General features: G+C 67.2%; 20 protein-coding genes and 1 riboswitch. Of the genes, 8 read left to right on the forward strand and 12 right to left on the reverse strand.

From position 1 onward, the window contains the following. The 5 genes from HMPREF2914_RS29510 to ahcY all read right to left on the reverse strand — a co-directional run. On the reverse strand, positions 1-505 hold a 505-nt coding region (locus HMPREF2914_RS29510; protein WP_049262439.1), incomplete at its 3' end, for a DEAD/DEAH box helicase. Between the two features lie 250 nt (positions 506-755). Next, on the reverse strand, positions 756-1,826 hold the full coding sequence (locus HMPREF2914_RS29515) for a hypothetical protein (protein ID WP_003084637.1): 1,071 nt from the start codon (positions 1,824-1,826) through the stop codon (positions 756-758). Between the two features lie 69 nt (positions 1,827-1,895). Next, positions 1,896-2,744 carry a methylenetetrahydrofolate reductase [NAD(P)H] gene (metF, locus tag HMPREF2914_RS29520; protein WP_003084639.1) on the reverse strand — a complete coding sequence of 283 codons (849 nt, stop codon included), beginning with the start codon at positions 2,742-2,744 and terminating at the stop codon, positions 1,896-1,898. Positions 2,745-2,810: 66 nt separating this feature from the next. Then, positions 2,811-3,365, reverse strand: coding sequence for an HD domain-containing protein (locus HMPREF2914_RS29525; RefSeq protein ID WP_003118822.1), 555 nt, complete (start codon positions 3,363-3,365; stop codon positions 2,811-2,813). A gap of 40 nt (positions 3,366-3,405) precedes the next feature. Then, entirely contained in the window at positions 3,406-4,815 is a 1,410-nt protein-coding gene (gene ahcY, locus HMPREF2914_RS29530) for an adenosylhomocysteinase (protein ID WP_003099900.1), read from the reverse strand. 22 nt (positions 4,816-4,837) lie between these two features. After that, a riboswitch (S-adenosyl-L-homocysteine riboswitch) is annotated at positions 4,838-4,943 on the reverse strand. 179 nt (positions 4,944-5,122) lie between these two features. Here ahcY and HMPREF2914_RS29535 point away from each other — a divergent pair. The 4 genes from HMPREF2914_RS29535 (at position 5,123) to HMPREF2914_RS29550 (ending at position 10,051) form a co-directional block, all read left to right on the forward strand. Continuing rightward, entirely contained in the window at positions 5,123-5,539 is a 417-nt protein-coding gene (locus HMPREF2914_RS29535) for a DUF2946 domain-containing protein (RefSeq protein WP_003160904.1), read from the forward strand. Positions 5,540-5,664: 125 nt separating this feature from the next. Then, complete coding sequence (locus HMPREF2914_RS29540; protein WP_003084649.1) at positions 5,665-7,857, forward strand: TonB-dependent receptor; 2,193 nt, start codon at positions 5,665-5,667, stop codon at positions 7,855-7,857. Between the two features lie 10 nt (positions 7,858-7,867). Then, on the forward strand, positions 7,868-9,346 hold the full coding sequence (locus HMPREF2914_RS29545) for a PepSY domain-containing protein (RefSeq protein ID WP_003118826.1): 1,479 nt from the start codon (positions 7,868-7,870) through the stop codon (positions 9,344-9,346). Positions 9,347-9,430: 84 nt separating this feature from the next. Continuing rightward, on the forward strand, positions 9,431-10,051 hold the full coding sequence (locus tag HMPREF2914_RS29550; RefSeq protein WP_003084655.1) for a TetR/AcrR family transcriptional regulator: 621 nt from the start codon (positions 9,431-9,433) through the stop codon (positions 10,049-10,051). Between the two features lie 36 nt (positions 10,052-10,087). Here the strand turns inward: HMPREF2914_RS29550 and HMPREF2914_RS29555 are convergent, their stop codons facing one another. The 5 genes from HMPREF2914_RS29555 to hydA all read right to left on the reverse strand — a co-directional run bounded on the left by HMPREF2914_RS29555 (position 10,088) and on the right by hydA (position 16,956). Further along, positions 10,088-11,359 carry a cytosine deaminase gene (locus HMPREF2914_RS29555; protein WP_003084657.1) on the reverse strand — a complete coding sequence of 424 codons (1,272 nt, stop codon included), beginning with the start codon at positions 11,357-11,359 and terminating at the stop codon, positions 10,088-10,090. Further along, positions 11,349-12,599, reverse strand: coding sequence for a cytosine permease (gene codB, locus HMPREF2914_RS29560; protein ID WP_003084659.1), 1,251 nt, complete (start codon positions 12,597-12,599; stop codon positions 11,349-11,351). Before codB ends, HMPREF2914_RS29555 begins: the two co-directional genes overlap by 11 nt. A gap of 181 nt (positions 12,600-12,780) precedes the next feature. Further along, complete coding sequence (preA, locus tag HMPREF2914_RS29565; RefSeq protein WP_083323312.1) at positions 12,781-14,058, reverse strand: NAD-dependent dihydropyrimidine dehydrogenase subunit PreA; 1,278 nt, start codon at positions 14,056-14,058, stop codon at positions 12,781-12,783. Beyond that, positions 14,055-15,422 (reverse strand): NAD(P)-dependent oxidoreductase, encoded by a 1,368-nt coding sequence (locus HMPREF2914_RS29570; protein ID WP_003084667.1) that lies wholly within the window; start codon positions 15,420-15,422, stop codon positions 14,055-14,057. The genes preA and HMPREF2914_RS29570 overlap by 4 nt, the downstream gene beginning before the upstream one ends. 94 nt (positions 15,423-15,516) lie before the next feature. Beyond that, on the reverse strand, positions 15,517-16,956 hold the full coding sequence (hydA, locus tag HMPREF2914_RS29575) for a dihydropyrimidinase (RefSeq protein ID WP_023083905.1): 1,440 nt from the start codon (positions 16,954-16,956) through the stop codon (positions 15,517-15,519). 615 nt (positions 16,957-17,571) lie between these two features. Here hydA and HMPREF2914_RS29585 point away from each other — a divergent pair. Together HMPREF2914_RS29585 and HMPREF2914_RS29590 are read left to right on the forward strand one after the other, a co-directional pair. After that, entirely contained in the window at positions 17,572-19,062 is a 1,491-nt protein-coding gene (locus tag HMPREF2914_RS29585; RefSeq protein WP_003084674.1) for an NCS1 family nucleobase:cation symporter-1, read from the forward strand. Between the two features lie 58 nt (positions 19,063-19,120). After that, entirely contained in the window at positions 19,121-20,404 is a 1,284-nt protein-coding gene (locus HMPREF2914_RS29590; protein ID WP_019396478.1) for a Zn-dependent hydrolase, read from the forward strand. A 196-nt stretch (positions 20,405-20,600) separates the two neighbouring features. Here HMPREF2914_RS29590 and HMPREF2914_RS29595 read toward each other — a convergent pair whose 3' ends face one another. Further along, positions 20,601-21,824, reverse strand: a complete 1,224-nt coding sequence (locus HMPREF2914_RS29595) for a CaiB/BaiF CoA transferase family protein (RefSeq protein WP_003084679.1) — start codon at positions 21,822-21,824, stop codon at positions 20,601-20,603. Positions 21,825-21,943: 119 nt separating this feature from the next. Then, positions 21,944-23,125, reverse strand: coding sequence for an acyl-CoA dehydrogenase (locus HMPREF2914_RS29600; RefSeq protein WP_003084682.1), 1,182 nt, complete (start codon positions 23,123-23,125; stop codon positions 21,944-21,946). A 220-nt stretch (positions 23,126-23,345) separates the two neighbouring features. On the opposite strand from HMPREF2914_RS29600, the gene gcvA reads away from it, so the two are divergent. Both gcvA and HMPREF2914_RS29610 read left to right on the forward strand, forming a co-directional pair. Then, positions 23,346-24,254, forward strand: coding sequence for a transcriptional regulator GcvA (gcvA, locus tag HMPREF2914_RS29605; protein ID WP_023092314.1), 909 nt, complete (start codon positions 23,346-23,348; stop codon positions 24,252-24,254). A gap of 151 nt (positions 24,255-24,405) precedes the next feature. Continuing rightward, complete coding sequence (locus HMPREF2914_RS29610) at positions 24,406-24,810, forward strand: acyl-CoA thioesterase (protein ID WP_003084686.1); 405 nt, start codon at positions 24,406-24,408, stop codon at positions 24,808-24,810. Positions 24,811-24,832 lie beyond the last annotated feature (22 nt).

Consider the following 24,832-nt stretch of genomic DNA (forward strand, 5'->3'; position numbering starts at 1 on the left):
CCATGTCGAGCATGCGGTCGGCTTCGTCGAGGACGAGGATTTCCACGTGGGACAGGTCGACCTTGTTCTGCCCGGCCAGGTCGAGCAGGCGGCCGGGGCAGGCGACGAGTACGTCGACGCCCTTGGCCAGGGCCTGGATCTGCGGGTTCATGCCAACCCCGCCGAAGATGCAGGTGCTGTTCAGCGGCAGGTCGCGGGCGTAGACCTTGAAGCTGTCATGCACCTGGGCGGCCAGCTCACGGGTCGGGGTCAGTACCAGCACGCGCGCCTGGCGCGGGCCGTGGCGGTGTTCGCGGTCGGGATGACCGGCGGGGAACAGGCGCTCCAGTACCGGCAGGGCGAAACCACCGGTCTTGCCGGTGCCGGTCTGTGCCGCAACCATCAGGTCGCGACCTTGCAACACGGCGGGAATCGCCCGCTGTTGCACGGGAGTGGGCTGGCTGTAGCCCGCAGCCTCCACAGCGCGGGCAAGCGCCTCGGAGAGTCCGAGGGAAGAAAAGGACATGCGGGTTTTCCTATATGGGCCGGGGCGAGGCCGGCTGCTGTGAAATCACCAAGTTCTGCGAACTCCTGTCTACCTTCGGGCCCTGTCGGCCAGGGCGGAAGGTCTGGCCGCGGCGCTGCGTATGCGCTCGGTGGCCGGTGTCGAACGGGTGCCCTCGCGGGCATGGCCGCGCACCTGGTCGGGGGCGCTGGCCGGTTCGCTCCCGGCCCTGGGTGGGGGGGCCGGGGGCAGCGTCAACGGAGGGCTGCGGTCAGAGCAGGTCACGTTGGCGCAAATGCTGGCGGATCTCGTTGGCCCGGGAGCCAAGGAGGTTGCGCAGCAAGCTGTGATTCAGCCAATCCTCGATTTGTTCCGCAATCGGTTCCTGCGGATAGCGTTCGATGGCATTGGTCGCGGCTTTCTCCCACCAGACGGGGCCGCAGGCCCGGTCGAACTCGTTACTATATTCGTGGCAACCGTAGAGCAGTTCGATACTGAACTGGCGCATCGGAGCCGGCAACGGCAGGGTTCCCAGCTTGTACAGCAGACGCTTGGCACGCGGTGGGCGTGGCAGTCGATCGGTCACCTTGAGGGTGTCGTCGAGGGCTGCAGCGCTGAGAAGGGAGGAACCGTGCTTGCACAACCAGGCCTGGATCTTCGCGCGGAACAGCTGTTTCCGGCTCCAGTAATGGTGGATCAGGTCGGTACAACCCACCAGCTCCAGCCGCTTGTGGGCGGCGACGGCCAGGACGAATTCCTCAAGAGTATAGGCACCGTTGGCAATTGGATAGAGTTCATCCATTAATTCCAACGAACGGTCGAGTATTTTCGCCTCTTCCCGAGGCAGGCCGATGACGCCGGAGTTGAGCTGGTGCATCTCGTCGTCGGCCCAGCCGCGCTCGAACAGGTAGGGCGAGAGGTCGCGGTAGAGCGGGAAGTTACGGTGTTCGCCATAGCGCGCGCCGATCGCGTTGCACAGCAGGCTGCCGGGCTGGATGCGGTCGAACAGGCGCAGGGGCGAACTGTGGAAGAAGGTATCGGTGTCGATCAGCAATGCCTGGTCGGCGTCTTCCAGGGCGTCGCGCAGGGCCACGTGCTTGGCGCGGAAGTGATAGCCGTGCGGTTGGCACCAGGCGACCAGCTCCTCGGCCGTCACTTCGCGGACCTGCACCGGCAGGCCGGCGTAGGGACTGGGGTCGTCGGTATAGACCCTGACCGTCAGGCCATGCGCCGCCCCGTCGCGGAGGTGGGCGAAGGCGCTGGCGATGCTGAACAGGGCTTCCTGGTGGTAGGTCTGTCGCCCGTAGACCAGGTAGATCAGATGCTTGCGTGAGTTGGCCATGTCTGTCGTGGATCGCGTGAGAGGCTTCCCTGCCGGTATACGCTGCCGGGCCGAACCGCGTGGGCGGTATCAGCGTGGCAGCTGGAGATTCTTCCAGATCGCCAGGCTCGGATCGGCCTGGTTCAAAGTATAGAAATGCAGTCCCGGTGCGCCGCCCTCCAGCAGGCGTTCGCACATCTCGCTGATGACCTGCTCGCCGAAGGCCTGGATGCTGCGGCTGTCGTCGCCGTAGGCTTCCAGTTGCTTGCGGATCCAGCGCGGCAGTTCGGCGCCGCAGGCGTCGGAGAAGCGCGCCAGCTTGGAGTAGTTGGTGATCGGCATGATGCCGGGGACCACCGGGATGTCCACGCCGAGCTTGGCGACCCGCTCGACGAAGTAGAAATAGGCATCGGCGTTGAAGAAGTACTGGGTGATGGCGCTGCTGGCGCCGGCCTTCACCTTGCGCACGAAGTTCGCCAGGTCATCCTCGAAGCTGCGCGCCTGGGGGTGGACTTCCGGATAGGCGGCGACCTCGATGTGGAAGTGGTCGCCGGTCTCGGTGCGGATGAAGTCCACCAGTTCGTTGGCGTAGCGCAGTTCGCCGCTGGCCATGCCCATGCCCGACGGCAGGTCGCCGCGCAGGGCGACGATGCGGCGGATGCCGGCCTCGCGGTAGCGGCCGAGCAGTTCGCGCAACTCGGCTTTCGAGTCGCCGACACAGGACAGGTGGGGCGCGGTCGGCACTTTCACCTCGCCGTCCAGTTGCAGCACGGTACTCAACGTGCGGTCGCGGGTGGATCCGCCGGCGCCGTAGGTGCAGGAGAAGAAGTCGGGCTTGTAGCCCGCCAGGTTGCGGGCGGTGGCCAACAGCTTTTCATGGCCGGCCTCGGTCTTCGCCGGGAAGAACTCGAAGCTGAAACGGCGTTCGCTCTGACTCATGATCGGTTCCTTGGACGCGACCACGGCCGCGCCTCTTCTTGTTGATTCCGACTAGCGCCGGGTACTTCAGTAGTACTGGCGGTAGTGCTCGATTTTTTCCCGCAGGCGTCGGGCCGTCGCGGCGTGGGCATGGCCGAGGCGAGCGAGGATCAGCTGCGACTCCTGGTGGTAGTTCGCGATCTTGTCCTGGTTCCAGGTCTGCGGCGGTGGCTGCAGGTTGGTGATGCGGTCGCACAGCTTGACCAGGGCGTACTGCGCCGGGCCCTCGGCAAGCGCCTGGAGATAGTCGTCGAGGGAACGCTTGGGGCCGTCGCCCACGCGCTTGCTCAGGGCCTGCACGCCGGCACAGACGAACTCGCCGAACTGTTGCCGCAGCTCCTCGGGTGAGGTCGCCGTGTCTTCCAGGGTGTCGTGCAGGACCGCGATCTGCAGGGTTTCCCCGAGCCGTTCGATGGCACCGTCGCGATCGGCGGCCAGCAGCTCGTTGGCGACCATGCCCAGGTGCACCAGATAAGGCAGCGGCGAGCCGCTGAGGGTCTGGTTGCGGTGGGCGCGGGCGGCGAACAGCCAGGCCTGGTTGTAGCGATCGGCGAGGTGCGTGGACATCGTGGGAGCGCTCATGCGAACGGGGCAGGCGCATGGCGCCTGCCCCGTGGTCCGCTTAGTAGCGATAGGTGTCCGGCTTGAACGGGCCTTCCACGCTCACGCCGATGTACTCGGCCTGTTTCGGGGTCAGTTGGGTGACCACGCCGCCGAAGCCCTTGACCATCTCCAGGGCCACTTCCTCGTCGAGCTTCTTCGGCAGCACTTCGACGCTCAGGCGCTTGGCCTTCTCGGCGGCCGGCAGGTCGGCGTACTTCTGCTCGAACAGGTGGATCTGCGCCAGCACCTGGTTGGCGAAGGAACCGTCCATGATCCGGCTCGGATGGCCGGTGGCGTTGCCCAGGTTGACCAGGCGGCCCTCAGCGAGAAGGATCAGGTAGTCGTCGTTGTGCGCGTCGAAACCGTCCTTGCCGGTGCGGTGGATCTTGTGCACCTGCGGCTTGACCTCTTCCCAGGCCCAGTTCTTGCGCATGAAGGCGGTGTCGATCTCGTTGTCGAAGTGGCCGATGTTGCAGACCACCGCGCGCTTCTTCAGCGCCTTGAGCATGTTGGCGTCGCAGACGTTGACGTTGCCGGTGGTGGTGACGATCAGGTCGATCTTGCCCAGCAGCGCGGCGTCGATGCTGGCCTCGGTGCCGTCGTTGATGCCGTTCTTGTACGGCGAGACGACTTCGAAGCCGTCCATGCAGGCTTGCATGGCGCAGATCGGGTCGACTTCCGCGACCTTGACGATCATGCCTTCCTGGCGCAGCGACTGCGAGGAGCCCTTGCCCACGTCGCCGTAGCCGATCACCAGGGCCTGCTTGCCCGACAGCAGGTGGTCGGTGCCGCGCTTGATGGCGTCGTTGAGGCTATGGCGGCAGCCGTACTTGTTGTCGTTCTTGCTCTTGGTCACCGAGTCGTTGACGTTGATCGCCGGGACTTTCAGGGTGCCGTTCTTGAGCATGTCGAGCAGGCGGTGGACCCCGGTGGTGGTCTCTTCGGTGATGCCGTGGATGCGCTCGAGCATCTGCGGGTATTTCTTGTGCAGGATCTCGGTCAGGTCACCGCCGTCGTCCAGCACCATGTTGGCGTCCCAGGGCTGGCCGTCCTTGAGGATGGTCTGCTCGATGCACCATTCGTACTCTTCCTCGGTCTCGCCCTTCCAGGCGAACACCGGGATGCCGGCGGCGGCGATGGCGGCGGCGGCCTGGTCCTGGGTGGAGAAGATGTTGCAGCTCGACCAGCGGACTTCGGCGCCCAGCGCGACCAGGGTCTCGATCAGCACGCCGGTCTGGATGGTCATGTGGATGCAACCGAGGATCTTCGCGCCTTTCAGCGGCTGCTGGCCGGCATACTTGCGGCGCAGGCCCATCAGTGCGGGCATTTCCGATTCGGCGATGATCAGCTCGCGGCGGCCCCAGGCGGCCAGGGTGATGTCGGCGACCTTGTAGTCGGTGAAACCGGCGGGCGTCATGACAGCGCTCATGCGTAACTCTCCATTCGTTGTCTGCGAATGGGCGCCGTTGGTGCGTTGACAGACCGGCGAGGCCGGCCTGAGAGCGCGCTCCGTTCGAGCCTGACAGGCCTAGGCCTGCTGCAGCGCCCCTCGAACGGAAGGCGGGAGCGACCCGAAAGGGCCGCCTGAGCGGGCGATTATAGCGGCGCCACATGAAACTCCCAAGTCACCCCTGATACGCCGCTCGTCGCCGTGCGTCGCGCCCTCGGGCTGCGGCGATGCACCGCAGCGCAGAAGCGCGGGGAATTTGCGTGTCAGGATGCTAGAGTGCGCGGTCATGAGAATCGCTCCCATCTCCCGCTCACCGCTGCTGCAGTGGCTGAGCTTCGCCCTCTGTGCCTGCGTGCTGGTCAACGCGCTGGCTTGCGGCGTCCTGCACCTGCAGGCGCTGGGAGTGGGCAGCGACAAAGGGCAGAAGGCCAGCGTCGGGCTGTTCTGCGTCGCCGGTGCCAGCCAATGGCTATCCCTGGATCCCGACGACGGGTCCGCCGGCGATCCGGTACCGGTCAATCCCCAGTTGCCGGTGAGCTGCCCGATGTGCAGCGCCCTGGTGCTGTTCGTCGCGCTCGGGGTGATCTGGTCCTGGCGCTTGCAACGGCGACGCCAGGCGCGTTTCCGCCCGCCCGCCACGCGCGAGCCGGTGCCGCCCCGGTACGTCTGGCCGCCGGCCAACCCGCGCGCTTCCCCCGCCTGATCCTGAACGCCCGCCGCGCCGGGCATTTGCATCCGTCGCCCGTCCTGCCTCGTCCGCGCAGCGCTCGCCGCTGTCCATCCGGGCGAGGCGGGCGCGCCCACCATGCCTTGCTTCAGGATCGCTCGATGAAAAAGCACTCCACGGCCCGCCGCGTCCTCGCGCTGGGTCTCAACCTCACCCTGGCCGGCGTTCCGGCCTTGCTCTGGGCCGATGAGGAACCCACCGAACTGCCCGCCCTCACCGTCAGCGCCGGCGCCGCCGGGGAAACCCCGCCGGCCCTCGATCTCGACGACAGCGCCGGCGGCGGCTCGCGCCTGGGCCTGAGCCTGCGCGAGACTCCCGGCTCGGTAAGCGTGGCCAACCGTGCCAGCTTCGAGCGGCGCGGCCTGCGCAGCACCCAGGACATCGCCAACAGCCTGCCCGGCGTGAACGCCTCGGCGCCGCCCGGCTTCGGCGGCTTCGTCACCTACCGCGGCTTCAGCTCGAACCAGGTCAACCAGTTGTTCAACGGCATTCCGGTGCAATACAGCAGCGCCATGCGTCCGCTGGACGACTGGATCGTCGACCGCGTCGAGCTGGTCGGCGGTCCGTCCTCCTTCCTCAACGGCGCCGGTGCCGTCGGCGGCTCGCTGGACTACATCAGCAAGCTCGCCGACCGCTACGGCGATTTCATGGAAGGCCGGGTGCGCTACGGCAGCTACGACGATTCGGAAGTCGCCTTCGGCTTCAACCAGGCCCTGGGCATCGGCCCCGAGCCGAAGCACTTCGTGCGCCTGGACGTCAGCCGCAGCGGCGGCAACGGCTACGTCGACCGCAATTCGCGCGAATCGTGGAACGTCGCTTTCTCCCTGCTCAGCGACCTGACCCCGGACCTTTCCCACACCCTGGCCCTGGAGTACCAGGACGAGCAGGAAGACAGCCCCTACTGGGGCACACCGGTGCTCAATCCCTACGCCGGCGAGCTGAAGATCGACAAGAGCCGTCGCCGCGAGAACTACAACGTCGCCGATGGCCGCTACGAACAGCGCGTGCGCTGGCTGCGCTCGATCCTCGAATACCGGGTCAGCGACAGCACGCGCTGGCGCAACACCTTCTACCACTACGACGCCGAGCGCGATTACCGCAACCTCGAGACCTACCGCTACAACGCCGACAACAGCGGGGTGGTGCGCTCCAACGCATTCCTCCAGCGCCACGACCAGCAGCTCAACGGCAACCGCTTCGAGCTACAGCACAGCCAGCCGCTGTTCGGACTGGCCAGCGACTGGGCGCTGGGCTTCGACTACAGCATCAACAAGCAGACGCGCTTCCCGAGTACCGCCTCCGGGCCGTTCGGTACGGTCGATCCGGCCAGTTTCGAGCCGGGCCACTTCTACGACCTGCCGGGCATGCGTCCCGGCCACCGGAAGGACCGCAGCAACGAGGTGCGCACCAGCGCGTTGTTCGCCGAGAACCGCCTGGGCCTGACCGACGAGCTGTCGCTGGTCACCGGGCTGCGCTACGACCACCTCGACCTCGACGTGCGCAACCATCGGACGGTGACCGCCAGCGATCCTGCACACTTCGAACGGCGCTGGGACGTGCTCACCGGGCGCGCCGGGCTGGTCTACCAGTTCACCCCGCACGCCAACGTCTACCTGCAATACAGTACCGCCGCCGACCCGCCGGGCGGGGTGCTGACCAGCGCCAGCTTCGGCCAGGTCCGCGACTACGACCTGTCCACCGGCGACCAGTGGGAGCTGGGCAGCAAGTTCGATTTCCTCGACGGTCGCGGCAGCGCCACCCTGGCCGCCTACCGCATCGTCCGCCGGGACTTCTCGGTGGCCGACCCGAACAACCCCAACCTCAGCGTGCCGGTGGGCCAGCAGACCTCCAGGGGCATCGAGGCCGCCGCCTCCCTGCGGATCACCCCGAAGCTGCTGGCCGAGGGCAATTTCGCCTGGGTCGACGCGCAGTACGACGAGTTCACCGAGAACGTCGGCGGCGTCGCCGTCTCGCGCAAGGGCAAGACGCCGCCGAACGTGCCGGAGCGGGTCGGCAACCTGTGGCTGACCTACGACTTCGACCCGGCCTGGCAGGGCGGGGTGGACGCGCGCTACGTGTCCTCGGTGTACGCCAACAACGCCAACACCTGGCACGTGCCGTCCTACACGGTCTACGGGACTTTCCTCAGCTACCGGCTGGACGAGCGCACGCGGATCACCGGGCGCGTGCGCAACCTCACCGACGAGGTCTACGCGCGCTTCGTGCAGAGCACGCCGCTGTACTACGTCGGCGACCCGCGCACCTTCGAGCTGAGCGTGCAGACGCGCTTCTGAGGAGTCGTCGATGAAACGCTACCTGTACCTGTGGCACCGCTGGCTGGGCATCGGCTGCTGCCTGCTGATGGTGCTCTGGTTCGTCTCCGGCATGGTCATGCTGTATGTCGGCTATCCCAAGCTGACTCCGCTGGAACGCCTGGCCCACCTGCCCGAGCTGGACGGCTGCGAGGCCTGCGTACCGCTGCGGACGGCCCTCGCCGGCGGCGATGGAAAGACCCCGCGGAGCATCCGGCTGGCCAGCGTAGGAGGCCTGCCGACCTACCTGCTGGACGATGCCGACGGACGCACGCGTGCGTTGGCGGCGCGCGACGGCCGACCGCTGGCGGTGGACGCGGACAGGGTGCTGGCTTCGGCCCGTGCTTTCAGCGGCGAAGTACCGATGCAGTTGCAAGGGCGGATCGAGGAAGACGCCTGGACCCATACCCGCAACCTCGATCCGCACCGGCCGCTATGGCGGGTGCAGACCGCGGACGAGCAGGGCCGGCTGCTCTACCTGTCCTCGCAGACCGGCGAGGTGGTACGCGACGCCAGCCGCCGGGAGCGCGCCTGGAACTGGCTCGGCGCCTGGTTGCACTGGCTCTATCCGCTGCGCGGCGGCTGGTTCGACGGGCAGTGGGCGAACCTGGTGATCGGCCTGTCGCTGCTGGCGACCCTGGCGACCGTCCTCGGCATCCTCGTCGGCCTGCTCCGCTGGCGCTTCCGCAAGCCCTACCGCAGCGGCTCGCGCTCGCCCTATGCGGGCGGTTTCCAGCGCTGGCACCACCTCGCCGGCCTGCTCTTCGGCGCGCTGGTGCTGAGCTGGATCTTCAGCGGGCTGATGTCGATGAATCCGTGGAACCTGTTCGGCCGCGGCACGCCGCTCGACCTCGCGGCCTACCAGGGCGGTAGCTGGGACCGGGCGCTGCCCGCCGGACTGGAGGCGGACGCTGTCCTGCGGCGCTTGCGTGCCGCCGGGTTGCGGGTGCGCGAGCTGGAGTGGCGGGCGCTCGACGGCGAGCCCTATGCGCTCGGGCGCAGCGCCAGCGGCAACAGCCTGCTGCTGACGGCGGATGGCGAAATCCTCCGCGAGCTACCCGCGGATCGCCTGCTGGCGGCGGCTCGCGCGCTGCTGCCGGGCGTGCCGATGCAGGCCGAACGGTTGGAACGCTACGACTTCTATTACTACCCGCGCGAAGAACACAGCATGATGGGCTACCTGGAACGGCGCCTGCCGGTCTGGCGCCTGCGTTTCGACGATCCCCGGCATACCTGGGTGCACCTGGATCCCTACAGCGGCGCGGTGGTTGGCGTGCTCGACGACGGTCGGCGCGGCAGCCGCTGGCTGTTTTCCCTGTTGCATAGCTGGGACTGGCTGCCGCTGCTGACCCGGCGTCCGCTGTGGGACCTGTGGATGCTCGGTTTCAGCCTCGGCGGCCTGGTGGTCTGCGCCAGCGGCTGCTGGATCGGCTGGCGTCGCCTGCGCGGCCGCCGTCCGAAGCGTCGCTGAGAGGGGCTACCTGGCAAGACTGGGCGTCGCCGCACGCCCGGATTTGCTGGTAGCCTTGGTTGAATTCGCAGTAATGGATCGCACATGGGCACACACAAGATCGAGATCCGCCGCCGCAACGTCGAGAAGATTCTCCTGGCCGCCGAAAAAGTCTTCGCCGAAAAAGGCTACGCCGGCACCTCCATGGGCAATATCGCCGAAGAAGCCGAACTGCCGCGCTCCAACCTGCACTACTACTTCAGCACCAAGGACGAGCTGTACCGCGACGTCCTCCTCGGCCTGCTCGAGGTCTGGAAGCAGGACGCCCTCTGCTTCGAGATGTTCGATGACCCAAGGGTGGTATTGACCAGCTATATCCGCGCGAAGATGAACCATTCGCGCACCCGCCCGCATGGCTCCAAGGTCTGGGCCAACGAAATCATGCATGGCGCGCCGCTGCTCGGCGCCACCCTCGACGACAGCCTCTACGAATGGGCCAAGATGAAGGAGGCGAAGATCCGCCAGTGGGTCGAGGAAAAGCGCATCCTGTCGATCGAACCGAGCAGCCTGCTCTACATGATCTGGGCCTCCACCCAGCACTACGCCGACTTCGGCTACCAGGTCGAGGTGCTCAACGGCCACCAGCCGCTCAGCGACATGCAGTTCGAAAGGGCGGTACAGACGGTGACCAGCGTGGTCCTGCGCGGAATCGGATTGGAGCCCTGAGCAGCGGAGCCTTCGCTAGAAGGCTCCGGCGAAGGCTCAGCTGGCGCGGGTGAAGTCCACCGCTTCCGCCTGTTCGAGGAACACCGTGGTCTGCGCCGGGACCGTCTCGGCGAGCAGCCGTCCGCCGCGGATCGAGTAGCGCACCGGGACCTGCCGGCGCACCGCGTCGAAGCCGTCGCGGGCCGGCAGCACCAGCAGGTTGGCCGGATGGCCGACCTCGATGCCGTATTCCCGCAGGCCGAGGGTGCGGGCGCTGTTGCGGGTGATCAGGTCGAGGCCGCCGTCGATCTCGTCGTAGCCCATCATCTGCGTCACGTGCAGGCCCATGTGCAGCACCTGCAGCATGTTCGCGGTGCCCAGCGGGTACCAGGGGTCGAACACGTCGTCGTGGCCGAAGCAGGTGTTGATCCCGGCACCGAGCAGTTCCTTGACCCGGGTGATGCCGCGGCGCTTCGGGTAGTCGTCGAAGCGACCCTGCAGGTGGATGTTCACCAGCGGGTTGGCGACGAAGTTGATTCCCGACAGTTTCAGCAGGCGGAACAGCCGCGAGGTGTAGGCGCCGTTGTAGGAGTGCATCGCCGTGGTGTGGCTGGCGGTGACCCGTGCGCCGAGGCCGTCGCGATGGGCGAGCATGGCCAGGGTCTCGAGGAAGCGCGACTGCTCGTCGTCGATCTCGTCGCAATGCACGTCCACCGGCAGGTCGTAGCGCTTGGCCAGGTCGATGGCCTTGTGCAGCGACTCGACGCCCAGCTCGCGGGTGAATTCGAAATGCGGGATCGCCCCCACCACGTCGGCTCCCAGGCGCAGCGACTCCTCCAGCAGTTCCAGGCCGTTGGGGTAGGAGAGAATGCCCTCCTGGGGGAAGGCGACGATCTGCAGGTCGACCCAGGGCGCCACTTCGCCGCGCACCTCGAGCATGGCCTTGAGCGCGGTGAGGGTCGGGTCGGAGACGTCGACGTGGCTGCGCACGTGCTGCACGCCGTTGGCGATCTGCCATTTCAGGGTCTGCCAGGCGCGCTGCTTGACGTCCTCGTGGCTGAGCAGGGCCTTGCGCTGGGCCCAGCGCTCGATGCCTTCGAACAGCGTGCCGGAGCGGTTCCACTCCGGCTGGCCGGCGGTCTGGGTGGTGTCGAGATGGATGTGCGGCTCGATGAACGGCGGCACGGCAAGACCGCCGGCGCCGTCCAGGCGCTCGCCGGCGTCGTCGGCGGCCTGTTCCATCGGCACCAGGGCGGCGATACGGCCATCGGCGACACGCAGTTGCCAGAGACCTTCGCGGCCGCGCAGGCGCAGGTTGTCAATCAGCATGGAGGACCTCTTCTGGTTTGTTCGGGCTGCGGCTCAGCAGGGGATTGAGCAACAGGTAGGCGATGGCGGCGCCGAGCACCGCGTTGACCGGCACTATCCCCGGCAGCCAGTGGCCGGCGGCGGTGCCGCAGGCGACGGCGAGGATCGCCGCCCAGTTGATCGCCTGGATGTCCGCGCAGGGGTGCTGGCGGTAGCGCCGGCGGCGACTCAGGTAGTCGGCGATGATCACCCCGCCGATGGGCGGGATGGCGGCGGAGAGGAAGGTCAGCCAGCCGACGAAGTGGTTGTACAGCCAGAGCGCGGCGAGGGTGCCGAGGGCGCCGTTGAGCATCGCCAGGAAGCGGCTGGAGAGGCCGGTGATGTTGGCGAAGCCGAGGCCGGAGGCATACAGCGCGTTGTCGTTGGTGGTCCAGATGTTCAGGCCGAGGACCAGGATCGCCGGGATCAGCAGGCCCTGGGCGATCATCACGTCGGAGATGTCCGACTTGCCCACCGCCGCCGCGCCGGCCGCGCCGAAGATGAACATCAGCGAGTTGCCGAGGAAGAACGCCACCAGGCACACCACCACGGCGGTACGCGCGCTGCGGCCGAAGCGGACGAAGTCGGCGGTGAGGGTGCCGGCGCTGACGAACGAGCCGACCACCAAGGCGATCGCGGTCGAGAGGCTCAGCGGCGCGCTCGGCGTCACCTGCTGCAGCGCCGCCAGGCCGCCGGCGTCGCGCACCGCGAGCCACACCGAGTAGCTGCCGAGGACGACGATCGCCGGGACCGCGATGGCCGACAGCAGGGTCAGACCGGCGATGCCGAAGAACACCGTGAGGGTCATCAGCGCCCCGGAGACCAGGATCAGCAGGTTGACGTCGAGGCCGGTGGCCTTGGCCACCGGGATGGCGAACATCGCTACGCCGACGCCGAACCAGCCGACCTGGGTGCCGCCGAGCAGCGCCGAGGGCAGCCAGGAGCCCTTGCTGCCGAACGAGTAATGCGCCAGCAGGTGGGTGGAAAGGCCGGTGCGCGCGCCGATGAAGCCGAGGATCGCGGTGTACAGGCCGAGCATCAGGTTGCCCAGCAGCACGGCGAGGAAGAAGTCGTCGTAGCTCAGGCCGGTGCCGAGGGTGCCGCCGGTCCACATGCTGGCGGAAAAGAAGGTCAGGCCGAGCATCACCACGCTCAGGGCCAGCGCGCTCTTGCGCGCCGCCAGCGGGACCGGTTGCTGGCTGTAGTTGCTGTCTGCGGACATGCGCGAGTCTCCGTGGGGCGCCGGCCGTCCGGGAGCGTCGGCCGGGCCGCGGCGAATGGTAGTCGAAGGCGGGTCGATCCGACAGACGCCGTTGCGCGTCGTCGGACCGCAGCGGCACGCAGGAAGCGTGCCGGCGCGCGGCAGGGCGGCGTCCGCCGGGGATGCGGGCGCCGCCCTGCGTTCAGGAGGCTTCGCGGTAGGGGTTGCGCGGATCCTGGGTCCAGTTGAGATAGGGCTTGCCGGTGTCCTGCGGCACCATTTCGATGCAGTTCTCCACCGGACAGGTGATCTGGCACAGGTTGCAGCCCACGCACTCGGCGTCGATCACTTCGTAGCGGTGCGTACCGTCGGCCCGGGGCAGGCTGGCGATGGCCTGGTGCGAGGTGTCCTCGCAGGCGATATGGCAGCGGCCGCAACCGATGCAGGCGTCCTGGTCGATGCGGGCGATCACCTGGTAGTTGATGTCCAGGTACTTCCAGTCGGTGGTATTGCCCACCGCGCCGCCGCTGAAGTCGGACAGCCGCTGGTAGCCATGGCTGTCCATCCAGCGCGCGAGACCGTCCTGCATGTCCTCGACGATACGGAAGCCGTGCAGCATCGCCGCCGTGCATACCTGCACCGCGCCGCAGCCGAGCGCGACGAATTCCGCTGCGTCGCGCCAGTTGCCGATACCGCCGATGCCGCAGATCGGCAGGCCGCGGGTCTGCAGGTCGCGGGCGATCTCGGCGACCATGTTCAGGGCGATCGGCTTCACCGCCGAGCCGCAGTAGCCGCCGTGGGTGCTCTGGGTGCCGACCACGGGGAGGGCGACCATGCGCTCCAGGTCGACGCTGGTGATCGAGTTGATGGTGTTGATCAGCGACACCGCGTCGGCGCCGCCGCGATGGGCGGCGCGCGCCGACTGGCGGATGTCGGTGATGTTGGGGGTGAGCTTGACGATCACCGGCAGCGAGCAGTGGGTCTTGCACCAGCGGGTGACCATCTCCACGTACTCCGGTACCTGGCCCACCGCCGCGCCCATGCCGCGCTCGGGCATGCCGTGGGGACAACCGAAGTTCAGCTCGATGCCGTCGGCGCCGGTGGCTTCCACCAGCGGCAGGATGTATTTCCACGACTCCTCGACGCAGGGCACCATCAGCGACACGATCAGCGCGCGGTCCGGCCAGTCCTTCTTCACCTGGGCGATCTCGCGCAGGTTGATCTCCAGCGAGCGGTCGGTGATCAGCTCGATGTTGTTGATCCCCTGCACCTGGCGGTTCGGTCCGAAGTGCGCGGAATAACGCGACGACACGTTGACCGCCGCGGGGTCTTCGCCGAGGGTCTTCCAGACCACCCCGCCCCAGCCCGCCTGGTAGGCGCGGACCACGTTGTAGGCCTTGTCGGTGGGCGGCGCGGAGGCCAGCCAGAAGGGGTTGGGCGACTTGATGCCGGCGAATTCGATAGACAGGTCGGCCATCACGCAGCCTCCACGTTGAGCATGAGTTGGGCGTGGATCGCTTCCGCCGCCAGTTTGCCGTGCTGCACCGCCTGCACGGTGAGGTCCTCGCCGAGCGCCACGCAGTCGCCGCCGGCGTAGATGCCGGGGATGCTGGTGCGCATCTGTCCGTCGACCTGGATGCGCTCGCCGTCGCGCCGCAGTTGCGCTGCCAGCGGATCGCCCAGGCTGGCGCCTTCGAAGGCCTGGCCGATAGCCTTGAAGATGGCGTCGGCGGCCAGTTCGAAGTGCTCGCCGGTGTCGCCCAGGCGACCGTTCTCCAGGCGCGTGCGGGCGAAGCGCATGCCGCGCACCCGGCCGTGCTCGTCAAGCAGTACCCGTTCCGGTCGGGCCCAGGTCAGCAGGCGCACCTGGCTGGCCTTGGCGATCTCCTGCTCATGGCCGGTGGCGCCCATTTCCTCGAAGCCACGGCGGTAGACCAGGTTGACGTCGCGGGCGCCGAGCCGGCTCATCTGCACCGCCATGTCGATGGCGGTGTTGCCGGCGCCGATGACGATGCAACGGTCGGCGACGGGCAGGTCGAGCAGGTCGTCGCTCTGCCGCAGTTCGCGGATGTAGTCGGTGGCGGCGAGCAGGCCGGGGGCGTCCTCGTCTTCCAGGCCGAGGCGCTTGCTGGCGGCCAGGCCGATGCCGAGGAACACCGCGTCGTACTCGTCGTGCAGGGCGCCGAGCGCCAGGTTGTCGCCGAGACGCTGGCCGTGGCGCAGTTCGATACCGCCGATCTGCAGGAGGAATTCCACTTCGCGCCGGGCGAAGTCGTCCACCAGCTTGTAGCGGGCGATGCCGTACTCGTTGAGGCCGCCGGCCTTGGCGCGGGCCTCGAAGAGCACCACGTCGTGGCCGTGCATGGCCAGGCGGTGGGCGCAGGACAGCCCGGCCGGCCCGGCGCCGACCACGGCGATGCGCTTGCCGGTGGCCGGCGAGCGCTTGAACGGATGTTCGCCGAAGCCAGCGTGGTCGAGGGCGTAGCGTTGCAACTGGCCGATCAGCACCGGTGCGCATTCCTGGGCGTTGTTGCGTACGCAGGCCCGCTGGCAGAGGATTTCCGTGGGGCAGACGCGGGCGCAGCTGCCGCCGAGGATGTTCGCCGAGAGGATCTTCTGCGCCGCGCCCTGGACATTCTCCTGGGCGATGCTGCGGATGAACCCGGGGATGTCGATCTCGGTCGGGCAGGCGTTGACGCAGGGCGCGTCGTAGCAGTACAGGCAGCGGGCGCTTTCCAGGGCGGCCTGGCGGGCGTTGAGCGGCGGCGCGAGGTCGGCGAAGCGCTCGGCGAGCGTGTCCGCGCCGGCGTCCGGACGGGGGAGGTGGTTCAGGGAATCGATCACGGTTGTAGCCTCTCTTCTGGTTTCTTCTCGGGGCAGTCAACGGCAATACGGCACCGTCCGGCCTCTACGGGCCGGTCCGGTATTGCGGGAAGGATCAGCGCTCGACGGCGACCGGGCGCTGGCGTTCGGCGCGGCGGCCGAGCACTTCGTACACCGACGGGTAGGCCGGGCGCTCCACGTAGCGTCCGGCGCCGGGTTCGGCGCGCAGGTCGCCGGCGGCCCAGAGCAGCTTGCCCTGGCTGATGGTGTGGCTGGGAATGCCGCGCACGGTGCGACCTTCGAAGATGTTGAAATCGACCCGCTGGTGGTGGGTGGCGGCCGAGAGGGTGCGGCTGCCCTGCGGGTCCCAGAGCACCAGGTCGGCATCCGCGCCGACGCGGATCGCGCCCTTGCGCGGGAACAGGTTGAAGATCTTCGCGGTGTTGGTGGAGGTCAGCGCGACGAACTCGTGCATCGACAGGCGCCCGCTGTTGACCCCGGCGTCCCACAGTAACGCCATGCGGTCCTCGATGCCGGCCGTGCCATTGGGAATCTTGCTGAAGTCGTCGCGGCCCATGGCCTTCTGCTCGGCGCAGAAGCAGCAGTGGTCGGTGGCGGTGGTATGCAGGTTGCCGGACTGCAGGCCGCGCCACAGCGCTTCCTGGTGTTCGACGGGACGGAACGGCGGGCTCATCACGTAGCCGGCCGCGGTGGCCCAGTCCGGGTGGCGGTAGACGCTGTCGTCGAGCAGCAGGTGCCCGGCCAGCACCTCGCCGTAGACCGGCTGGCCCTTGGCGCGGGCATAGGCGATCTCGTCCAGCGCCTCGCGGCTGGAAATATGCACCAGGTACAGCGGCGTACCCAGCGTCTCGGCGATGCGGATGGCGCGGCTGGCGGCCTCGCCCTCGACTTGCGGCGGACGCGACAGCGGATGCGCCTCGGGGCCGGTGAGGCCCTGGGCGAGGAGTTTCTGCTGCAGGTGGAAGACCAGTTCGCCGTTCTCCGCGTGCACCGTCGGCACCGCGCCCAGCTCCAGGCAGCGCTCGAAGCTGGCCACCAGGGTATCGTCGGCGGCCATGATGGCGTTCTTGTAGGCCATGAAGTGCTTGAAGCTGTTCACCCCGTGCTGTGCCACCAGCTCGCCCATTTCCCGGGCGACCTCGTCGCTCCACCAGGTGATGGCGACGTGGAAGCCGTAGTCCGCAGCGGATTTCTGCGCCCAGCCGCGCCAGGTGTGGAAGGCCTCCAGCAGTGACTGTCGCGGGTTGGGGATGACGAAGTCGATGATCGAGGTGGTCCCTCCGGCCAGCCCGGCCGCGGTGCCGCTGAAGAAGTCCTCGCTGGCCACCGTGCCCATGAAGGGCAACTGCATGTGGGTATGGGGGTCGATGCCGCCCGGCATCAGGTACTGGCCACCGCCGTCGAGGACGTCGCAGCCGGAGGGGGGGGCGAGGTTCTCGCCGATGGCCTGGATGAGGCCGTTGGCACAGAGCACGTCGGCTCGATAACTCTCTTCGTGAGTAACCACGGTGGCGCCACGGATCAACAGGGACATGCCGTCTTTCCTCGCAGGCTGACCGGTCGTTGCCGGTTCTTGAAATTGTTTTTTCGCCATGCGCCGAGGGCTTCTGTAATCCTGTCAGCGATGACAGGATTCGAATCTAGATGCTGATCATCGATTGAGCAAGATTATTTTCAAATGGTTGTTTTAGTTTGTAAATTGTTGATTTTAAATAATTAAAAATAAATATCACCAAAATGGTGAGGGTTCTCACCATTTTGACGCGCTTGACAAGAATTCAAAAAGGTCGAGATTTCCCATGCAAAATCAGCCGCTTGAAAGCCGTGTTCGAGCGGTTGTGGGGAGATGAAAAAAGTTCGCCTGCACTCCTTTGGTTCCTGACCGGGGCGACAGGCTCGCGCATTTCCCCCGGTGACACGCCGGACTGCCCGTCGGCGTGTCACCGACGTTGTCGATGAAGTGTTTCAGATCAGTCGGTTACCTCCAGTAGACCGGCCTGCCCAGTGACGTCGCGGGGTTTTCGGCACGCTTATTGAGTGCCGCCCGCCACGGCATTGTCCGGACCGGAGGTGCAGTACTGGTGGTGCGGTACTCCGGCCATCGCATTAGCCCGATGAGCGAATAACTAAAAGAATTCTGGAGAGGCCCATGCAACAGAGCAGATCGGAAGTGACCGAGCGCGACGGCTTGGTCGAGCTGTCCGCCGGCAGCGACGTACTCGACAGTCCCCGCTACAACCACGACATCGCCCCGACCCGGGTGGAACAGCGTACCTGGAACAGGTGGCACATCACCGCGCTGTGGATCGGCATGTCCATCTGCGTGCCCACCTACACCCTCGGCGGCGTCCTCACCGCCTACTTCGGCCTCAGCGTCGGCGAAGCGCTGCTGGCGATCCTGCTGGCCAACCTGGTGGTGCTGATCCCGCTGACCCTCAATGCCTTCGCCGGCACCCGCTACGGCATTCCCTTCCCGGTGCTGCTGCGCGCTTCGTTCGGCATCATCGGCTCCAACGTGCCATGCCTGATCCGCGCCGTGGTCGCGTGCGGCTGGTTCGGCATCCAGACGCTGTTCGGCGGGCTGGCGATCCATCTCTTCCTCGGTTCGATCTTTCCCGCCTGGAAGGCCCTCGGCGGCACCGGCGAGGTGATCGGTTTCCTCCTGTTCTGGGGGCTGAACCTGTGGGTGGTGCTGCGCGGCGCGGAGTCGATCAAATGGCTGGAGACACTCTCGGCACCGCTGCTGGTGCTGGTCGGCCTCGGCCTGCTGGTGTGGGCGCTGCCGCACATATCGGTCAGTGAACTGCTGGCGCAGCCGCCGAAGCGGCCGGAAGGCGCCAGCGTCACCGGCTACTTCATGGCCGGGCTGACGGCGATGGTCGGCTTCTGGGCCACGCTGTCGCTGAACATCCCCGACTTCAGCCGCTATGCGCGTAGCCAGAAGGACCAGATACTCGGGCAGATCTTCGGCCTGCCGCTGACCATGTTCCTGTTCGCCGCCCTCGGCGTGGTGATGACCGCCGCCTCGGCCTCGCTGGTGGGCGAGACGGTTTCCGACCCGGTCAGCCTAATCGGCCACATCCCCAGCCCCGGCTGGGTGGCGGTGGCGATGGCGCTGATCATCGTCGCCACCCTCTCGACCAACACCGCGGCGAACATCGTCTCGCCGACCAACGACTTCCAGAACATCGCACCGAAACTCATCGGCCGCACCCGCGCCGTCTGGCTCACCGGTTTCATCGGCCTGGCGCTGATGGCCCACGAGTTGCTGAAGAAGCTCGGCTGGATCGTTTCCGACCTCAGCCTGGAAAGCGTCTACTCCAACTGGCTGCTCGGCTACTCCAGCCTGCTCGGGCCGATCGCGGGGATCATGGTGGTGGACTACTTCCTGGTGCGCAGGCAACGCCTCGACCTCGCCGGACTCTACCGCGACGACGTCTACCCGGCCTGGAACTGGCCCGGCTTCGCCGCCTTCGCGGTGCCGGTGGCGCTGACCGTCATGGCCCTCGGCAACCGCCAATTCCACTGGTTCTACGACTACGGCTGGTTCACCGGCTCGCTGCTCGGCGGCGCGCTCTACTACGGCCTCTGCGGCCGCCGCGCGCGGAGCCCGGCGGCATTGGCCAAACCGCTGCCCTGATGGGCATACAGGCGGCCGGCGAGCCGCCGACACCCACTCCAAGCCTGAGGAGACGACAATGAGCACTGCCCGGAACGTCCTGCAATCCACCCAGCGACACATCGATGGCCAGCGCCTCTGGCAATCGCTGATGGATCTCGCCCGCCTCGGCGCCACCGCCAAGGGTGGGGTCTGCCGCCTGGCCCTGAGCGATCTCGACCGCCAGGCCCGCGATCTCTTCGTGCAATGGTGCGAAGCGGCCGGCTGCACGGTCAGCGTCGATCGGGTCGGCAACATCTTCGCCCGTCGTCCCGGGCGTAACCCGGACTTGCCCCCGGTGATGACCGGTAGCCACATCGACACCCAGCCCACCGGTGGCAAGTTCGACGGCTGCTTCGGGGTGATGGCCGGCCTCGAGGTGATCCGCACCCTCAACGACCTCGGGGTGGAAACCGAGGCGCCGCTGGAGGTGGTGGTGTGGACCAACGAGGAAGGCTCGCGCTTCGCGCCCTGCATGATGGGCTCGGGCGTATTCGCCGGGAAGTTCACCCTGGAGGAGACCCTGGCCAAGCGCGATGCCGACGGTGTCAGCGTAGGCGAGGCGCTGGACGCCATCGGCTACGCGGGAGCGCGCGATTGCCTCGGACATCCGGTGGGCGCCTATTTCGAGGCGCACATCGAACAGGGGCCGATCCTCGAGGACGAGGAGAAGACCATCGGCGTGGTGCTCGGCGCGCTCGGGCAGAAATGGTTCGACCTGTCCCTGCGCGGCGTCGAGGCACACGCCGGGCCAACGCCGATGCACCTGCGCAAGGACGCCCTGGTCGGTGCCGCGGCGGTGGTCGAGGCGGTCAATCGCGCGGCCCTCGGCCATCAGCCGCATGCTTGCGGCACGGTCGGCTGCCTGCACGCCTATCCCGGCTCGCGCAACGTGATACCCGGCGAAGTGAAGATGACCCTGGACTTCCGCCATCTGCAACCGGAGCGCCTGGACTCGATGATCGCCGAAGTCCGCCAGGTGATCGCCGCGACCTGCGAGACGCATGGCTTGCAATACGAGCTGGTGCCGACCGCCGATTTCCCGCCGCTGTACTTCGACCAGGGATGCGTCGGCGCGGTGCGCGAGGCGGCGCAGGCGCTGGGCATGCCGCAGATGGACATCGTCAGCGGCGCCGGCCACGACGCGATCTTCCTCGCCGAACTCGGTCCGGCGGGGATGATCTTCGTGCCCTGCGAGAACGGCATCAGCCACAACGAGATCGAGAACGCCAGCCCCGACGACCTGGCCGCCGGTTGCGCGGTGCTGTTGCGGGCCATGCTCAAGGCCTCCGAGGCGATCGCCGGCGGCCGCCTGGCGGCCTGAGTGGCGCTTCCATCGAGGCGCCGGCATCGACCGCCTTCTACACGGGGTCGGTAGGGCGAATAACGCCAGGGGCGTTATCCGCCGATGCGCGGCTGGGCGGCGGATAACCGCGTTGCGGTTATGCGCCCTACGTGGTGCTGCGCGGGGTACGGTGGGGCGTTGTCCGCCGATGCGTCGCTGGGGCGGCGCGCGGGGCTCAGATCACCTTGCCGTCGCGCAGTCTTTCCAGCGCGGCCGCGTCCAGGCCGAGGAGCGTCTCGAGGACCTCGTCGGTGTGCTGGCCGAGGGTGGGCGGCGGGTTGCGGTATTCCACCGGCGTCTCGGACAGGCGAATCGGGCTGGCCACCTGCGGCACCGTCCCGGCCAGCGGGTGCGGTAGCTCCACGCGCAGGCCGCGGGCCTGCACCTGCGGGTCGGCGAACACCTGCGCCAGGTCGTTGATCGGCCCGCAGGGCACGCCGGCGCGCTCCAGGGAAAGAATCCACTCGGCGGTGGTGTGCAGCACCGTGGCCTGGCGGATCAGCGGGATCAGCACCTCGCGGTTGGCCACCCGCGCCTTGTTGGTGGCGAAGCGCGGGTCGTCGGCCCATTCCGGGTGGTCTGCCAGTTCGGCGAACTTGCGGAACTGGCTGTCGTTGCCGACCGTGAGGATCATGTCGCCGTCGGCGGTGGGGAAGTCCTGGTACGGCACGATGTTCGGGTGCGCGTTGCCCAGGCGCCGCGGCGGCACGCCGGTGGTCAGGTAGTTGAGGGTCTGGTTGGCCAGGCAGGCGACCTGCACGTCGAGCAGGGCCATGTCGATGTGCTGGCCGATGCCGCTGACGTCGCGGTGGGCGAGGGCGGCGAGCACCGCGGTGGAGGAGTACAGCCCGGTGAGGATATCGGTCAGCGCCACGCCGACCTTCACCGGACCGGCGCCTTCCTCGTTGTCGGCGCGCCCGGTGAGGCTCATCAGGCCGCCCAGGCCCTGGATCATGAAGTCATAGCCGGCGCGCTTGGCATAGGGTCCGGACTGGCCGAAGCCGGTGATCGAACAGTAGATCAGCTTCGGGTTGACCTGCTTCAGCGATTCATAGTCGAGGCCATAGGCCTTGAGCCCGCCGACCTTGAAGTTCTCCAGCAGGATGTCGGCCTTGGCCGCCAATTCGCGAACGATGCGCTGGCCTTCCGGCTGGGTGAAGTCCACCGTCACCGACTTCTTGTTGCGGTTGGCCGACAGGTAGTAGGCCGCCTCGCTGGTGTCGTTGCCTTCGGCATCCTTGAGGAACGGCGGGCCCCAGGCGCGGGTGTCGTCGCCGCTGCCGGGGCGCTCGATCTTGATCACCTCGGCGCCGAGGTCGGCGAGAATCTGCCCGGCCCAAGGGCCGGCCAGGACACGGGACAGGTCGAGTACGCGGATATGGGAAAGGGCGCCGGGCATGACGGTTCTCGCTGCTGGGGGCTGGAAACGGAAATGGCCGGGAAGACGGGTTCCTTGCCCGTCTCCCCGGCGGCCGGCGCGCTACCGTGAAAAAGCGCGCCGGGGTGTTGCTCGGTGGCTCAGAAGAATGCCTGGATGCCGGTCTGCGCGCGGCCGAGGATCAGCGCGTGGACATCGTGGGTGCCCTCGTAGGTGTTCACCACTTCCAGGTTGACCAGGTGGCGGGCGATGCCGAATTCGTCGGAGATGCCGTTGCCGCCCAGCATGTCGCGGGCCAGGCGGGCGATGTCGAGGGCCTTGCCGCAGCTGTTGCGCTTCATGATCGAGGTGATTTCCACCGCCGCGGTGCCTTCGTCCTTCATCCGCCCCAGGCGCAGGCAGCCTTGCAGGGCCAGGGTGATCTCGGTCTGCATGTCGGCCAGCTTCTTCTGGATCAGTTGGTTGGCGGCCAGCGGGCGGCCGAACTGCTGGCGGTCGAGCACGTACTGGCGGGCGGTGTGCCAGCAGAATTCGGCGGCGCCCAGGGCGCCCCAGGAGATGCCGTAGCGCGCCGAGTTCAGGCAGGTGAACGGACCGCGCAGGCCGCGCACCTCGGGGAAGGCGTTCTCTTCCGGAACGAATACGTTGTCCATCACGATCTCGCCGGTGATCGAGGCGCGCAGGCCGACCTTGCCATGGATCGCCGGGGCGCTCAGGCCTTCCCAGCCCTTCTCGAGGACGAAACCGCGGATCTGCCCTTCGTCGTCCTTGGCCCAGACCACGAAGACGTCGGCGATCGGGCTGTTGGTGATCCACATCTTGCTGCCGCTCAGGCGATAGCCGCCGTCGACCTTCTTCGCCCGGGTGACCATCGAGCCCGGGTCGGAACCGTGGTTCGGCTCGGTCAGGCCGAAGCAGCCGATGTATTCGCCACTGGCCAGCTTGGGCAGGTACTTCTGCCGGGTGGCTTCGTTGCCGAACTCATGGATCGGCACCATTACCAGCGAGGACTGCACGCTCATCATCGAGCGATAGCCGGAGTCGACGCGCTCGACTTCGCGAGCGATCAGGCCATAGCAGACGTAGTTGAGGCCGCTGCCGCCGTAGGCTTCGGGAATGGTCGCGCCGAGCAGGCCGGTCTCGCCCATCTCGCGGAAGATCTTCGGGTCGGTCTGTTCGTGGCGGAAGGCTTCGAGCACGCGCGGGGCCAGCTTGTCTTGGGCGAACTGCTGGGCGCTGTCGCGAACCATGCGCTCTTCTTCGGTGAGCTGCTGGTCCAGCAGCAGGGGGTCTTCCCAGTTGAAGCTAGCTTTGGTGGCCATGCGTACATCCTCGTCAAGCGGTAGCGGAGGCTGGCGTGGGCCAGCCGGAATGGAAGCATCCTAAGAGCCTAGCGAATGGGGCGGCAAACGAGGAATTCGCACGCACTTGTGCTATTTTCTCACTCCGAGAAAATGAGTCTCGTATTTCATGCCCTTGAAGAGGCGCGAGGAATCGTGACCTGGGCGTCATAGATGCGAAACCGGCACTCCAGAGTCCTCCATGCGACGCAAGATCCCTTCCACCGCCGCGCTGGTCAGCTTCGAGTCCGCCGCGCGCCACGAGAGCTTCACCAAGGCGGCGGAGGAGTTGTCCCTGACCCAGAGCGCGATCTGCCGGCAGATCGCCACGCTCGAGGAGTTCCTCGGTGTCGAGCTGTTCCGTCGCTCGCGGCGCGGGGTCAAGCTCACCGAGGCCGGGCTGTCCTATAGCCGGCGGGTGGCGGTACGCCTCGACGCGGTGGAGCGCGACACCCTGGCGGTGATGGGGCACCAGGGCGGCGGCGCGATCGAACTGGCGGTGGTGCCGACCTTCGGCACCCAATGGCTGTTGCCGCGGCTCAAGCGCTTCCAGCGGCTGCACCCGGAGGTCACGATCAACCTGACCAACCGCACCCGCCCGTTCCTCTTCGCCGACACCGAGTTCGACGCCGCGCTGTACTTCGGCGACGCCGACTGGTCGGGTACCGTCTCGCATTTCCTGATGCGCGAGAATCCGGTGCCGGTGTGCAGCCCGGAGCTGCTGGGCGGGCGTCGAACGCTGAGCGCCGAGCAGGTCGCCGGGCTGCCGCTGATGCAGCAGAGCACCCGGCCCTACGCTTGGCGCCAGTGGTTTCACTCCCAGGGACTGAACGTCGCCCACGACATGAGCGGGCCGCGCTACGAGCTGTTCTCCATGCTTGCCCAGGCGGCCATGCACGGCATGGGCGTGGCCCTGATACCGCCCTTCCTGATCCAGGACAAGCTGGCCGACGGAAGGCTTATCGTGCCCATGCAACATGCCTATTTGAGCGAGAATGCGTATTACCTGATCATTCCCGAGCGCAGGGTCGAATCGGCGATGCTCAATGCCTTCCGCGACTGGCTGGTGGAAGAGGCCAGGCAGTACCGCGAGGCCAACGGGCTGGGCTGAACGCGCAGGAACATCGGGCGGCGCAGGCAGGACGCGCCGCCCCGGGACCGGGCCGATCCGCCGGGTCCCGCGGAGCCGCGGCGGCGATACCGCCGGGCATCCTCCACGACGGCCAGGATGGCGGCCGCGGAGCACCACACCAGGAGTTCACATGAATTTCCACACCCGCAAGTGGGTCAAGCCAGAAGATCTCAACCCCAACGGCACCCTGTTCGGCGGCAGCCTGCTGCGCTGGATCGATGAAGAAGCGGCGATCTACGCGATCATCCAGCTGGGCAACCAGCGCGTGGTCACCAAGTACATTTCCGAGATCAACTTCGTCAGCTCGGCGCGCCAGGGCGACATCATCGAGCTGGGCATCACCGCCACCGACTTCGGTCGTACCTCGCTGACCATGACCTGCCACGTGCGCAACAAGATCACCCGCAAGAGCATCCTCACCATCGACAAGATGGTCTTCGTCAACCTCGGCCCGGACGGCCTGCCGGCGCCCCACGGCAAGACCGAGATCACCTACATCAAGGACCAGTTCAAGGAAGACGAAGTCCTGCCCTGAGCGGCGCGACGAGCGGCCGGCA

The organism is Pseudomonas sp. HMSC067G02, from assembly GCF_001813485.1.
Classification (GTDB): domain Bacteria; phylum Pseudomonadota; class Gammaproteobacteria; order Pseudomonadales; family Pseudomonadaceae; genus Pseudomonas; species Pseudomonas aeruginosa.